Origin of the sequence: Stieleria varia, assembly GCF_038443385.1 — a bacterium.
GTDB classification, from domain to species: domain Bacteria; phylum Planctomycetota; class Planctomycetia; order Pirellulales; family Pirellulaceae; genus Stieleria; species Stieleria varia.
On the sequence record NZ_CP151726.1, the window covers coordinates 7,612,795 to 7,628,159 of the forward strand.

The 15,365-nt window shown below is 56.3% G+C and carries 8 protein-coding genes; 5 read left to right on the top strand and 3 right to left on the bottom strand.

The window, feature by feature from the left end; translation table 11 throughout:
• Nucleotides 1–2: 2 nt before the first annotated feature.
• From Pla52nx_RS25535 to Pla52nx_RS25550, 4 genes are all read left to right on the top strand, one after another.
• Nucleotides 3–572 (top strand): adenylate kinase, encoded by a 570-nt coding sequence (locus Pla52nx_RS25535; RefSeq protein ID WP_146518750.1) that lies wholly within the window; start codon nt 3–5, stop codon nt 570–572.
• Nucleotides 573–706: 134 nt separating this feature from the next.
• The gene (locus tag Pla52nx_RS25540; RefSeq protein ID WP_146518751.1) at nt 707–5,371 is read left to right on the top strand and encodes a PQQ-binding-like beta-propeller repeat protein; all 4,665 of its coding nucleotides are present in this window, start codon (nt 707–709) and stop codon (nt 5,369–5,371) included.
• A gap of 124 nt (nt 5,372–5,495) precedes the next feature.
• Nucleotides 5,496–7,151 carry a sensor histidine kinase gene (locus Pla52nx_RS25545; protein ID WP_146518752.1) on the top strand — a complete coding sequence of 552 codons (1,656 nt, stop codon included), beginning with the start codon at nt 5,496–5,498 and terminating at the stop codon, nt 7,149–7,151.
• Between the two features lie 10 nt (nt 7,152–7,161).
• Nucleotides 7,162–8,511 (top strand): sigma-54-dependent transcriptional regulator, encoded by a 1,350-nt coding sequence (locus Pla52nx_RS25550; protein ID WP_146519601.1) that lies wholly within the window; start codon nt 7,162–7,164, stop codon nt 8,509–8,511.
• A 916-nt stretch (nt 8,512–9,427) separates the two neighbouring features.
• Here Pla52nx_RS25550 and Pla52nx_RS25555 read toward each other — a convergent pair.
• Genes Pla52nx_RS25555 through Pla52nx_RS25565 form a run of 3 tightly spaced genes read right to left on the bottom strand, consistent with a single transcriptional unit; the run spans nt 9,428 to nt 12,335 of the window.
• Nucleotides 9,428–10,549, bottom strand: coding sequence for a hypothetical protein (locus tag Pla52nx_RS25555; protein WP_146518753.1), 1,122 nt, complete (start codon nt 10,547–10,549; stop codon nt 9,428–9,430).
• Nucleotides 10,546–11,352, bottom strand: coding sequence for a tributyrin esterase (locus Pla52nx_RS25560; protein ID WP_231741758.1), 807 nt, complete (start codon nt 11,350–11,352; stop codon nt 10,546–10,548). Before Pla52nx_RS25560 ends, Pla52nx_RS25555 begins: the two co-directional genes overlap by 4 nt.
• A 32-nt stretch (nt 11,353–11,384) precedes the next feature.
• On the bottom strand, nt 11,385–12,335 hold the full coding sequence (locus Pla52nx_RS25565; RefSeq protein WP_146518754.1) for a purine-nucleoside phosphorylase: 951 nt from the start codon (nt 12,333–12,335) through the stop codon (nt 11,385–11,387).
• A gap of 101 nt (nt 12,336–12,436) precedes the next feature.
• Here Pla52nx_RS25565 and Pla52nx_RS25570 point away from each other — a divergent pair, with 101 nt between their 5' ends.
• On the top strand, nt 12,437–15,286 hold the full coding sequence (locus Pla52nx_RS25570; protein WP_197454338.1) for a DUF2235 domain-containing protein: 2,850 nt from the start codon (nt 12,437–12,439) through the stop codon (nt 15,284–15,286).
• Nucleotides 15,287–15,365 lie beyond the last annotated feature (79 nt).

Sequence of the window (15,365 nt, forward strand, 5' to 3'; positions counted from 1 at the left end):
TGATGCGGATCGTTTTCATCGGACCGCCGGGATCAGGCAAGGGGACGCAGTGTCAGCGGTTACTCGCACGTTACCCGCTGGCTCACATCTCAACAGGCGAAATGCTCCGCAATACGCCCACGGACACCGAGTTGGGCCTGTGGATCGCGGAGTTGATTGCGTTGGGGAACTTGGCGCCCGATGACTTGGTCATGTCGATTGTCCGACGGCGACTTGAGGAGGACGACTGCCAATCTGGTTGTTTATTCGACGGCGTCCCGCGAACGCTGACGCAAGCCAAGATGCTCGACGAGTTGTTGGCCGAGTCCGAGGAACATATTGACTTGGTTTTGTCCCTGCAGGTTGAAACGCACGAGATCTTGCGTCGATTGACCGCCAGAGCGGTCATCGAAGGCCGTCGTGACGACAACACCGCCGCCATTGAGGCTCGTTTGGACCTTTTCTATCAGCGGACGCTGCCCACCCTGGACTACTATCGACAGAGCGGAATCGTCCGTGAAATTGATGGAATGCGTGACCCTGATGAGGTTTTTGTCAGCATTGTCGACGCCATCTCAACGTCGGCCGGCTGAACATCACCGCAGGGACTCCCATTTCGACGGTCCCCGATTCGCTCGATAGGTCCTACAATGAATCTCGTTAGAATCGAGCTACAAATCATTCTGATCGATTCTTATCTGTGCCGATCCATCCCAGAGGCTTGTTCGTGAATCATCCAAGACTTCGTCACGGTTCTCCACTTCGTAGCCGGCTGATGTACTGCGCGCTGATCGCGTTGTCGGCAATCCTGGGGGCCGATCACGTTTCCGCGCAGAACATGATCATTCAGAACGGCCAACCGGCGTCCGGCCGGTTCATCGAGCCGCCGCGGTGGTTGTTGCAGCAGGTGCGCGAAGCCGAATCGGCGATCGAGAAAGAACAGTACTCCGAGGCGGTCGTTCGCTTGGGCGACTTGTTGCAAGGCGAAGACGTCAACGCGGATGGCGAAGCGTTTGCCGGACAGGACTATTTTTTGTCCATCGATCCACTCGTCAGCGTACAGCGACTGGACGAAAGCGTTCTGAAGAAGTGCCGTGACATGATCGGCAACTTGCCCGAGGCGGCTCGCGAAACTTACGAGTTGCGTTACGGCCCGTTGGCACAGCGAGAGTTGGACGAAGCCGCACAGAGTCGCGATTGGCAACGACTTCGGGACGTGCGACGCAAGTTCTTTCATACTGCGGCAGGCTACACCGCGTCATACTTGCTGGCCGTACGAGAAATGCAAACCGGGCATCCGCTCGCTGCATCCGCTTTGCTGGATGATGTGGTCAGTCAGCAACGAGCGATCAAGCAGATTGGACAGGGAGTTCGTGTGCTGCATTCTGCTGCGTGCAGTGTTTCTGGCAGAGACGTTCCGGATCCGCCCGTTGCGAACAACGCAACAGTGGTTCTCGGTGGATCGGAGACAACGTTGCCGTCATCGGATCAGTGGCCTGCATGGTTGGACGAGCATTTCAGCGTCACGATCGACCGAGCTGGCGGCGAGATGGCGGAGTACCGGTTTCTCGGGGGCGGTTCCAATCGCAATGAAACCCGGGCGGGAGAGATGCCGATCGGCAACGCGTCCTGGGTCGTTCCGACGGTCAACAGCACCGCTGAGGAACGTATGATCATGGAAGAGTCCGAGCGGTTGGTTTCATCTGGCAAACTGCCGCCGCCGAGCTGGTCTCCCTTGCGGATCGGTGACCACGTTTTGATGCGTTGCACCGAACGTCTGCGTGGAATCGATCATCGGACCGGCAAGCGGATCTGGGAATGGCCTTGGTATTCGGCCGACAACAACGTAGAAGACGACGAAACGGTCGTTGATTTGGCTGGTCCGGATGAAAACCCGACCGATGTTCTCGTGCAACGTGTTTGGAATGACTTGCCGTACGGTCAAGTGACCAGCGATGGAGAGCGTGTTTTCATGCTGGATTCTCTGGAGTCCGTTCAGCCAGTGATGTTCAACGCGGTGATCGGAATTCAAGGCACGCTGCCCAAGTCAAAAGAGGGCAATACGCTGGTCGCGTTGGAACTGGCGACGGAAGGAAAACTATTGTGGCGTCTGGGGCAGGGCGAATCGGAGGGGACGCCACTCAGCGAAGCGTTCTTTCTCGGCGCACCACTGCCCGTCGACGGGCGGTTGTACGCGATGGTCGAAATCTCAGGCGACATCTCTCTGGTTTGCCTTGATCCCGCATCGGGTGAGTTGCTGTGGCTGCAGCAACTCGTATCGATGGAATCACTAGGTGTTGAGTACGACGCCGTCCGGCGAATCTCGGGGGCCACCCCCACGTACCATGAAGGCGTGTTGATTTGTCCGACCGGTGCAGGCGTGACCATCGCGATCGACTTGGGAGACCGCATGCTGCGATGGGGCCGTAGTTATCCCCGCAAAGCGACCGTGCCCCGAGGTTACAACACACAGCAATCTGCTCCGGATGCGGAAGCCTTGATGCAACGCTGGCACCACGGTTCGGCAATCGCGTCGGGACGATACGTCGTGCAGTCGCCTTCGGAAACCGATCAAATGTTTTGCTGGGATGTGCTCAGCGGCAAGACCAGCTTCAACACCAAACAGCGTGAGAGCGCACTGTACGTTGCCGGTATTCAAGACGATCAATGCTTGATTGTCGGACCCAATGAAGTCCAGGCCATTGACCTGGCTACCGGTTCCACCAAATGGACGACGAAATCGGACCTGTTGCCCTCAGGCGAACAAATCGTCGGCAGAGGCGTCTTTGGCATCGATAGCTATCTGTTGCCCGTCTCAGGAAACCAACTGTTCCAAATTTCGCTTGAGGACGGTTCTCTATTGCAACATCGCAGCGTCAACTTTTCCGTCGGCAATTTGGTTGCCGTTGATGGCGAAATCCTGTCTCAGAGCCCCACTCAACTGTCGTTGGTCAGCGGCGAGAAAAGTTTGGCTCAGTGGGTCGAGCAAGCGATCGCTGCAACACCTGATGATGTCAATGTGTTGGTGCAACAGGCACAACTCTACGTTCAACGTGACGAACGAACCAAAGCGTTGGAGGTGCTGGATAAGGCGAGAGAGCTGGAGCCCGACAACGACGATGCCCTGGCGCTGTCGGTTTCCGCCATGCTGGGCATGTATCGGGCAGACCCCGATCAGTCTGATGACTTCATCGACGAGCTCAGCGCACTGATTCACGATTCGTCTCAACGAATGGAGTTCCTCGCTCTACGAATTCAAAAGTCACTTCGCGACGAAATGCCGATCGATGCGATCCGGCAGTTGACGGAATTCTCTTCGGAAGTCATCGATCAGCCGACGTCGGCCTTGGAAGCCGGCCATTCGCTCACCGAGACAACCCGCCAAGCTGCTCCATCGAGCTGGATTTCGGCCCGTGCAGCCGAAGTCCGTTCCGTTGCCCAACGCACCGAAAAATTGACCGACGTCAATCAGATCGTTTCGGACTACTTGGAAAACAAATCGGTCGGCTCGAACAGTTTGCTGCGACGACTTTTGCGATTCTATCAGCCGCTGGGTGTTGGCGAATTGAGCCGACGCTACGCAAAAAATCTGCTGCAGCAAGACGAAACCCTGGCGGCCGAGCGGGCAGCCATGGGAATCGCGGTGCCCCCTAACACGCCGGTCAAGCAAACCGATACAGAGAACCAAACCGAAACCTCCGACGCCATTGATTCCGAGTATGCCCTGATGCTGGCGGAGGTTTATGCCCGAGGACGATTCGGTGCCGATGCGTTGAACTGGCTTGCCGCTGCCGGCCCCATCGATGAACAGAGCGAGCGAGTCGCGGAAATCGAAAAACTTGCCAAGGGCTCACAACCGGAGACGGCCAGCGCGTTGGACGTCAAATCCCAGGTTCAGTTGAACTGGAGTTCGGAACGACTGGGCAATCCGGGCTACAACCGAATGAACGTACGCAGCGTAGCCCAACCGAGCCTATCGGGCTGTCTGACGTTTGAAGGCTGGAATGTGATCAGCGACCAGACCAGCGTGTGGACTCAAGATCCACTGGGCGAGCCTCGACGGCTGTCCATTCAACGCATTCCCACTGGCAATGACGACGCCTACGAAGTCGCCATCCACGGCGGGATCATGCTGATGATCCGTCCAGGCGAAATCACCGCGGTGGACCTGTTTAATCTGCGTGAGCAACCGTCATCGGCCGTGGTGCTGTGGCGGAGGAACTTGGGCAATAGTGACGCAGCCATGTCGAGACGTCGCAGCGCGATCAGCAAGTTCGGCAGCCAGCACACCCGCTATTCGATGAGTTCTCGCGGTCAGGAATTTCGAGTCGGTCCGATCTTGGGCGATCGCGTCGTTGTTTTACAAGGCGGTGAGCTGATGGCCATCGATATTCTCACTAACGAAACACTATGGCGAAACTCAGAGGCTCCGATCAGCGGATCGATTGTGACCGATGGCCACGAAGTCGCTGTGGTGCGCCACGTCGGGGTCCGCAGTGGTGTCCTGGAAAACGAAATCGCACTGTTTGATGTTCTCGATGGAAAGAAGAACACCACTCGGCCTTGGCAACACGGTGAGGTCTGGGAGACCAACGGTCGCAATGTGCTGGCCTATTCACCGGGCGAGGACCCTACGCTCTACGACGTCAAACTGGTCGACGCGTTTACCGACGAAGTGTTGCTGAGCATGCAGTCGCCCGTCAAACAACAATCAAAACTGTCCGCACCGAAGGGATACGGCGAAATCGTCGGCAATCGATACATGGTTTTGCTGGATACACTGGGACAACTGACCGTCTGGGATATCCAGGAGGGCAAAGAAATCTGTCGCCAGGAAGTGACGGCGGACGACCGATTGATTTCGATTCATTGTTTGCTGTCCGAGGGTCGCCTGCTGGTCATGCCAGAACGCTACGAGGCTCCCAGCGACCTGGTCACGCGTTCCAACAATGAACACTTGACCGTTCACGGGGTCTACGCGATTTCGCTCGAAAGCGGTGATTTGCAGTGGGAGCGAACTTTCGATGAACCGTGGGGCTGCACACTGTCCCAACCCTACCGCTCTCCCGTCGTGTTTTTCACTCGTTCCATAACCACTCATGAGCCCAATAAACGGACGCGTACCGTTCGCTTGGACGTGCAGATGCTGGATATCTCAGATGGAAAGACATTGCACGAAGAATTGGCTAAGGAAGTGGCCTCAAACTCCAACGGCTTGGCCACCCAGGTCAGAGTGAGTCCCTGGCAAAACCAAGTCGTTGCTCGCATTGAAAGCGAAACCCTGGTGTACACCTTTGCCGCGTTTGCCAACGGCAATCAGACGGAGAACGATACCGCAGAAAAAGAAAGCAACGAGCCTGGACTCAGCGGACGACCGTTGGAAGATGAATGAACGCTAGCAAGGTGAGTTTTCAGGCTCCTCTTGTCCTGTAATCTCGCTCTCACTACTCTGATCCTGCGTGAAGGGAGTTTCACGCCACGGGAACGGGACGCCAAACGCCAGGGAAGGTGTCAGCATGCTTAGAAATTGGACCATCCAAAAGAAATTGGTTGCCGGGATCACGCTTCTGTCGTTGATCTTTGCGTTCACTGCCGTCAGTGGAATCACCGGCTTGCGTCGCTACCGTTCTCTGGCAATCGAAGTCGAGCAGCGTGCCGATGAGATCCTTTTTGCCCACGACTTGAATCGCTGCGCAGAAATCCTCCGGCAGAGCCAGTCTCGGATGTCTCGGTTGGAAAACAACATCGGGATGATCGAATCGGTTTTCAGCCCCAGTGAAGTCGATGTCGAACGCGTCGCCATTGAGAATGCATTGGTCGAAATGCGGCTCAAACTGGAACGGTATCAACAGCACATTCAGGAAGTCGCTCAGTCGAATCAAAGCTCTTTGTTGGTCGATCGTGATCTGCAACGGGACAGTCTGACTGAGATCAGTGCGATCGTTCACTTGGTGGATCAATACTGGCACAGTCCAACCTACCATCGTGACCTGCCACTGGGTGATACGCTCAACAAGTTGGTGGAAACCACTCATGATCACTTTGATCTGATCCACCGTGGAATGGCCGAGTTCCGCGAGGATGCGCATCAAAAGTACGTCGGTTGGATGTGGAGTTGGTCTGCCTACACCAGCTTGGCACTTGGTGCCGTGATTCTGCTGAGTTGGTCGTTTCGCACCTTGGTGGTCAAGCCGTTTCAGACGCTGCTGTCAGGATCGCGGTTGGTCGCCGGCGGGCAGTTCGGACACCGCATCGACCTGGGGACCAACGATGAGTTGAGCGAACTGGCCGAGGCCATGAACGCGATGAGTCAGCGATTCATGGATGCCTACGCCAAGGAACGTAACCTCAACCGTGAATTGGAAAAGAAGGTGCGTGACCGGACTCGCGAGCTGATCAAGAACGAACAACTTGCCAGCGTCGGATTCTTAGCCGCCGGCGTTGCACACGAAATCAACAACCCGTTGGCGGCGATCGCTTTCAGCGCCGAGGAACTCGGTGACAATGTCGAAGATCTTTCGTCGTTGAGCCCAACGCCGATCGAGCAAGAAATCTACAACAATCTGCACAAGAATCTGCGACGCATCCAAGACCAGGCCTTTCGTTGCAAGGACATCACCGATCGGCTGTTGGATTTCAGCCGTTTGGGCGACTCACGACGCAGCGAGACCGATCTGAAAACACTGGTGGATGAATTGGTGGCAATGGTCGTCAAAGTCGGCAAGTTCCAATGCAAGACGGTGCGCACCCACTGCGAGGACGATGTCTTTGCCCATTGCAACCGCCAGGAGATCCAACAAGTGGTTCTGAATCTGGTCACCAACGCCATGGAAAGTGTTGATACCGAAGGGGCAGTTGATGTATACGTCACTCACCAAGATGGATGTGCCGCAGTGATCGTCCAGGACAACGGTTGTGGTATGGATCAAGAAGTCAAGGAGCATCTCTTTGAACCGTTCTACACGCGTCGACAGGACGGAACCGGCACGGGGCTGGGATTGAGTATCTCCTACCGAATCGTTTCACAGCACCACGGATCTCTGATCGCCGAGAGCGACGGCGTCGGCAAAGGATCTCGTTTGGTGCTCCTGCTGCCCACGGAAGCATCGTCGGCAAGCCTCTCAGAAAACCACGAAAGTCATTGGAATCATGAGCCGCAAAAAGTTGCCTAAGAATCAAGTGTTGCATGTCCTGTTCGCCGATGACGAACCCGATTTGCAAGAACTGGTTGGTGAGTCGCTCCGTCGCATGGGACATAGCGTCGTGGTCTGCCCTGACGGACTGACCGCCATCGCTGCGCTGGAGAAAGAATCTTTCGACTGCATGATTGTGGACCTGAACATGCCCGGCTTGGGAGGCATGGAGGTGATCAAGCAAGCCGCTCAACTGCGTCCCGAGATGGATGCCGTCGTGATGACCGGCAAAGCCACCAAGGACACTGCGATCGAGGCCGTTCGTCAAAACGTGTTCGACTATCTCACCAAGCCCTGCCGAACCGCCGAGCTTGCCGAGATGCTCGGTCGACTCTCGGAGCACCGCAGCGTGAAACGACAGATGGCCGCCCTGCGTCATCGACTACGTCAAGCCGAAGGTGACTCGAAACTGGTCGGTACCGCCCCGGTGATGGACTCCGTTCGCAAACTGATCTCGAAAGTCGGACCGACCGACAGCACGGTACTGATCCGCGGTGAAACGGGATGCGGCAAAGAACTCGTCGCACGGGCGGTATACGACAGCAGTCTGCGTGCCGCCCAACCGATGGTTTCGATCAATTGCGGCGCGTTGCCCGAAAACCTGATTGAAAGCGAGCTGTTCGGGCATTGCAAAGGCGCCTTCACCGGTGCCGATTCGGCACGCATGGGACTGTTCGAAGTAGCCGACGGGGGCACGATCTTTTTGGATGAAATCGGCGAGCTGCCTTTGTCGATGCAGGCCAAGTTGTTGCGAGTGTTGGAGACAGGCGACATCCGACGACTGGGAGACAACCAAACCGTCCACGTCGATGTTCGCGTGATCTGTGCGACACACAGAGACTTGGAAAAGATGGTGGGCGAGGATCTGTTTCGCGAAGACCTGATGTTCCGCATCAATACTTTTGAAATCGACGTGCCACCATTGAGGCAACGCGAAAGTGACATCATGCCACTGGCAGTCCACTTGCTGCGCCGCCACAGAAACGATGGAAGCGACGATCAACTGTTCAGCGACGCCGCAGTCGCAGAGCTGCTGGCACACAAGTGGCCCGGCAACGTCCGTGAGTTGGCCAACGTCATTGAGCACGCCGCGATTCTTTGTGATCACCTACCGATCGAGCCGGAGCATTTACCCAGACATTTCAGTCGTCGCCAAGTCCGGGCGGGCTTGATCGACAACCAGCCGATGACGCTACGAGAACTCGAGTCGATCGCAATCGAGCGAGCCTTAGAACGTCATCACGGCGATAAAAAAGCGGCCGCTGAAGAACTGGGAATCGCCCTCAAGACACTCTACAACCGCTTGAACTCCAACACCCCAGCCAGCGAAGCTGCATAGCGTGCCTGATAAGCATCCGCGACTACGAACAGACGAAGAACGATATCAGATGACCCCATCATCCATCAACACTCAAGCAAAGACGCGAAGAAAGGTGCCCGCCCTTCGCGCCCTTGCGCCTTCGCGTGCAAACATCACAAGGCTTGTCAGGGCTTACGGTGGACTGCTCAAAGTTTGGTGTTGACATTGTTTTTTCAGTCCATGTTTTTGTTCCATGCATCGCAATCAAAGTGAGCCTCAGGCGCTAGCCGTGGGCCGGCACCACAATCCGCCTCAGGCCCACGGCTAGCGCCTGAGGCTCACTGGGGGGCCACCAGCTGCGCCGGCAGCAGCCTCAGGCGCTAGCCGTGGGCCGGCACCACAATCCGCCTCAGGCCCACGGCTAGCGCCTGAGGCTCACTGGGGGCCACCAGCTGCGCCGGCAGCAGGGACATAAACTTGCGCAAACCCAAAAAGACACAACACCAAACTTTGAGCAGTCCAGGCTTACGGGAACACAGCACTTTACTGATTGTCGCACGGGTTCACCGAATTGATCTCAATCCCGTTTTTTCCTCCGCTCGGTTAGAGACAGTGCGATGCCTCAACAGAGTGCACTGTCTCCGGTTATTCCCCGTCCCCTTATTGCTCGTTCTTCCCCTTATTGCTCGTTAAGAAGTGAACGCTCCCACAATGTGGCACTCCATGGGGCTGACGCCCCACGCTTTATGCTGCCGTCGCATCCGCGACCGTGCACGGGCACCAATGTTGATTGGCGCCATCAGTCACTTTGATCAGCTTTTAAGACCCCCTTCCCTTTATTGCTCGTCATCAGTCACTTTGATCAGCTTGTAAAAACCCGTTCCCGTTATTGCTCGTTGACACTTGACCGACTCAACTTGTAGGGTCGAGAATGCGGTTCTTACGGGTAGTTCAATCAACGCAGGGCGTTGATCGCCAGGGCTTTGGCCCATGTTGAGCTGAAGGTTCCCAGTTGTTCCTTTGCGGGAACACGGTCCAGGGATGACATAAGACCCGAGAAATTTTCGATGCGATGGGGCAATTGTTGCGTCACTATGCGATCAACGTCATCGAATCCAAATGTTGCGTAGGGCGAACCGCCGATGGACTCCTGTATTTCATCGACGATAGGATCACACCATGCGTCGATCGCCACACCGGAGGCACCCAGTGCGATCAGTTTCACCGCGTCTGCCGGCGTGATCTCGCCAGGCACGATCCACAGTGGCAAGTGCTTCGCGTCGGCTTCTCGCATCAGCTTGCGAGCTCGTCGGGTCAAGGCGGCCAGTTGTAACGGTTCCATGTCGACTTGATCCATTCGCAAGATCACGCCGTCAGGTTTGGAGACCAGTACGCCCGACAATTCTTCTTCCAGTCGAAAAGGCGGAATCGAAACAAACACCGCCGCCTTGGGCGACAACCGTCGCAACTGATCGATTTTATTTCCCAGATGTTTCATCGAGATCACATCCGGTGGAAACGTTCCCGCAGGCACATAGCCGCCACCGGAGTGTGGCGAATCCTCGGGAGTGGCTTCCCAACGTCCAATTTGTTCAGGCGAATAGGCAAAACGTCCCGATATATCACGATGAAGTGTCAGTCGCACATCGATGATCTTGGCATCGTCGTAATCGACGGGCAGCAGACCGTAACGCTCGGGTCGATAGGGGACCATTCGCGGCAGGTAAAACGCATTCGATTCGTCTCGGCTGGCGTTGGAGGCCGGGGACGACTCATCCGCGGATTCTTGCCGCTGCGTCATCAGCATGGGTGTTGCGTGCGCGGAGAGGTCTCGTGAAAGTGCCGAAACGATGACATCCAATTCGGCCACCGACGTTGCCAACCAGTCCGCGTGTTGTGGGGCAAGCGAGTCCCAGGGAGGGTCGTACCAAAAAAGCGGCAATGGACACGTGACCTCGACACCATCGATGCGGGCAAACGTGATCGGCCGCAGATCACAATCGTGTCCGCTCCAGGGGGTCGTGACGCGTGGTGGCACGAGCAACAAAGAGGCCAATCGATCGTCCAAGAGACTCACCGCCAGTTCGGGTTGACTTCGCCACGCTGCGCCTGTTCGGCAGCCAGCATCGCTTCGGGAACAATCCGCTGAAAATCCTTTGCATCGCCACGAATTCCAGCACTGATCAGCAACAAGCCCAACTGCAATTCCTCGCGTTTTCGCAACGGGGCTCGCACGACACCCTTTGCCAAACTCTTTGCCTTGCCTCGCAGAAACACGTTGACGTTGCTCATTGCGTCGCCCAAATTTTCGCCAGCATCTCCGCCGATCACGATCATCCCACTGAGCGCGCCGACGCCGGCCTCATGCCCCACGTTGCCTTTGACAAAAATCCCTCCGCCACGCATCGCCGCGCCACAGTGATTTCCGGCCGTACCGTAGATCGCTAGCGTTCCGCCGGCCATCGCCGTTCCCGCGCCCGCACCCGCGTTTCCGCGAATGCGAATCGCTCCACTGATCATGCCCTCGCCAACACCGTGTCCTACATCACCGGTGAGCTTCGTCAGGGTTCGTGCGTTGTGTGCAAAGGCATAATCACCCAGTGGACCGGTGACGCGGAGCCGAACCGGATGATCCAATCTCATCAAGGCAGAGTGTTGGCCATTGGCATCAAGGATTTCGATTGTCGCCATCTGGTCCTCGGACCCGTCCGATTCAATGGCATGGATGGCGTCATGCAGCTCCTGCGGAGACAACTCCGCGAGCGACAAGCGGTACTCGGGCGGCGGCTCCAGAGCTGAACCGGAACCCGACAAATCTTTCCCGGCAGGTTTTCGCCGGGCCAAGTGGTCAGTCGATGAAGAATCCGAGTCAGGTGACATGGTGGCTTGAGAGGAGAAGTTTTCGATCGATTTTAATTCGATCCCACAACACTCGAAACGACTTGTTCCATTTTTGTCGCCGCTGCCTGACCGGCCTGCAGCACTTCGGCGTGATCCGCCTTCACACCATGATCTACCTGCGCGACGTTGCTGACCAGGGATAATCCCAACACTTGCATCCCTAATTCAGCGGCGGCCAAGACCTCGGGCACCGTGCTCATTCCAGCGACATCGGCACCGATCCGCCGCATCATTCGGTATTCTGCCCTGGTTTCGTAGGTTGGTCCCAAAGTCGCCAAGTACGTGCCCTCATAAGCCGTGAATCCATTCCTGACGGCCGATCTCATGGCAATCGAGGCAAGTCCAGAGTCGTATAGTTCTCCCATCCTTTGACGCCCCAGGCTCAGCGGCCAATCCGCCGGATTGGCGACCGTCGGCTGATCGGAGCTGCCCAGCCCTCGCTGGTGCAGCCAGTTGATATGGTCCCGAATGACGATGATGTCGCCGACGCGAAGCTTGGGGTTCACGCCGCCGGCAGCGTTGCTGACAATCAGCGTCCTCGCGCCCAGGGCATGCATCACGCGGACCGGAAAACCGACGTCCGCATTGCTCCAACCCTCGTAACGGTGAAACCGTCCTGCCATGGCCACAACAGGTCGTTCATTCAAAGTGCCGACGATCAATTGTCCGCGGTGACCGCTGGCAGTCGACTTTGCGAAGCAGGGAATATCGCAGTAGTCGAGTGCGATTGGGGTTTCGATCCGGTCCGCTAACCCACCCAGCCCGCTGCCCAAAATGATGGCGGTCTCAGGAACGACTGCAGTCCGCGACTGGACAAACTCCATCGTACGCTGAACTCGATTCGAAAGCGATTCCCTGTCGGTCACAAAGCGGTACTCGTTGATGGTTTTGTGCTGAATCGAAACGATAGGAATGAGCCGTCTGGCACCGAGAATGATACCAAGTATACGTGCGATCATCATCGCGTGGCCAGATCACGCCACGTAGGATGAGCGATCGAAATCGCAACCCAATCCATGCCGATTGGATTCTCTATTTCTCCGTGCCCGCAATGGAGCTGCAGATGACTGATCAACCCACTGATGGTGATCGAAACCAACCGAAGACCATTGTGGTTTGTTGCGACGGAACGGGAAATGTGGGTGGAGCCGTCACGCCGACGAATGTTTGGCGTATCCGCGAAGCGGTTTACCAAGGCATACCAAAGCGAGACGATCGCGTTCAAGTCGTCCTGTATCAGGACGGTGTCGGAACCAGCCGTTTTCGGCCCCTGGAGATCTTGGGCAAAGCCATCAGCTTTGGTCTCACGGCGAACTTGGAATCCCTGTATTCGCGATTCATCCAAGTCTACCAGCCGGGCGATCGAGTGTACTTGTTCGGGTTCAGTCGGGGCGCGTACACGGTCCGTATGTTTTCAGACCTTTTGTATCGGTGCGGCGTTGCCAGTTGCCGACATCACACAGGTCGCCTGCTGCGAAACGATGAAATCGATGATTTGGCAACGCGAGCGGTGGAGGCGTACAAACATCGCCACGTAAAGGATGCGTCAGGGCGATCGTTGGCTGAACTGTTTCGTTTGCGGGCAGGCATCTCTAAATCCGCTGACGGAGAACCCAGTTACCAGCCGCCTGCTACGTTCGAAGACCGCGAAAATGAACCAGCCGCTCCAGAGAAAGGCAGAATACCGATTGAGTTCGTCGGCGTGTGGGACACGGTCGCTTCGGTCGGATTTCCGTTTGACAACGTCAATCAACGACTGATGAGTTTCTGGCAACGAGTGGTTCGCAAACCTGGGCTACGATGGGCCACGTTCGCACAACTGAACTGGCATCGCGATGGTCACTGGACTCAATGGCGTGACGACGACTTGAATCCATTGACCCGAAACGCGTTTCACGCGATCGCGGTGGATGATGAACGCCAAGCATTTCGGCCCATTCTGTGGACCGAGTTTGACAAGCCGGACGCGTCTGTGGCAACCGATGACGATTTGGATCAAACACGTCCTCCCGTCGGAACGCGAAAAAAGAACGTGAATGTCCAGCAGGTATGGTTCGCCGGAATGCATGCCAATGTCGGTGGAGGCTATGCCAAAGACGACCTCGCCTATGTGTCACTCAAATGGATGATGGATCGGGCCGAGGAAGCCGGACTTGTTTTCGAAGCGAACACGCGTCGCCGATACGAAGACAATGCGGATCCGCTCAGCCAGATCGCGGACTCCCGCAGTGGACTGGCGTTGTACTATCGCTACAAACCTCGCTCGGTCGAAAAACTGTCTGCTCAAGTCGGCTTGACCTATCAGAACGACGAACGCAAGCCAAAAATTCATACCTCGGTCTTGCAGCGCATTGAAAACGGAACAGACCAATATGCCCCGATCGGCCTGCCAAGCCCCGATCACTATGTCGAAGTCGACGAAGCGGCTGGCACCCTGGAGCAGCAGATCCGTGCACAGACAACGACGCAAATCGAGGATTCATTCTTTCGTGACCCAACGCTCCGCGGTAGCGTGCCAACTGCGTCCTCGACCGAATATCGATGGAAACAACGAAGCCGACCTGAGGAGGAGGTGACTCGATCGACTCTTCAAAAGTCCACCGCAAGTGAGACGCTGCGTGACGAATCAACAGCGGTGGACCCTGCCTGCCCGGAAGAAACTCGCCGCCAGGCACTGCGGATCACGTACGGCTACACACGGATTCGACGAGGATTGTACTACGCGTTCTTTACGCTCACGATTGCGTTCCTCGTGGTCGGTGTCACGTCCAAACGCCCCGGACTCTTGGCCCCCATCGACAACTTCTTCTATCATGGTGTTGCCCGCGTGACAGACGCGTTCCACGAGATCAATCCCCTAGGGCCGATCCCGCTGATCGTACTCACGCCGCCTTTGATCGCGTTGGCAGTGATCTCATACCGATCTCGCAAACGGGTTTTGGCGCAAGACGAACTCGATGACCAACTCACAGAATTGGCTGATCCGAATCCGATTCGGACCATTTTCTTAAACGCCGCGGGCTTCATGATTCTCGCCCTGATCCTGCGTCCGTTGGCGCACTGGGTGACCACAGCCTTGATCCCGGTCGCGGGTGAGCAACTGGTCGGAGTTCTTGGTTCCCCCACTTGCTTTGCGATCTTCGCCGCGTTGTTCTACGGAGTGATCAAACTCAATGCTTTCTGTCGCAATCGGATGCGGCTATGGAGTGTCTACGCTTGGAGAGTGTCCCAGCGGATCATTGTGCGTAAAGAACTCTCACCCGACCGGTACGACCGTTTCGCCGGACGTTTTACCGAGCGCAGCCCATGGATCAAGTTCTTTGACCACATCGTCGTCCCCACGGTCGCCTTCTCGATTCTGAGTGTGGCCTTGGCATTTCCGATCTGGATCACGATTCGCGACATAGTGTTGCGAATGCGAATCCAGAGTGCAGACGCGACATCAGTGAGCATGGCCGACATTCCTGCCGGCATCCAAGGCATTGAGTCAAAAGCTTTTCAACTCTCCTTTGTCACCTCCGACATCCTTGACACGGAACTGACTGTCGATCCGCGTGTGATGTATGTCTTGGCGATCCAGAGAGGCCTAACAGAGGAGACGCAATGGAAGGACCGAACGCAACCCATCGATGCAGACGGCGTGATCGCACCAGAAAATCTGAATGCCTTGCAGCGGCTATCAACCCCACTGAAACGAAATCCGGCTGCCGCTTACTTTCAACTCGTTGCCAGTGTCGACGATCCCGCAGAGATGCCATTTGTGATCACGCCCGGCATCCCGTTTTCGGTTCCACGCCGAGGAAGGTTGTATCTCAGCGTCAATGACGTCCCCGGTTTCTATTTCAACAATCAGGGAACCGCAACCGTCTGGATCTGGCCACTGGCAAAGAGCACCGAACATCAAACCCCGTAGTGCAACGCTGTAAAACACTCTGACGGTCAAAAATACTAGCACGAAGCGCAAGCGAGTGAATTTGGCGACTCACTCGCTT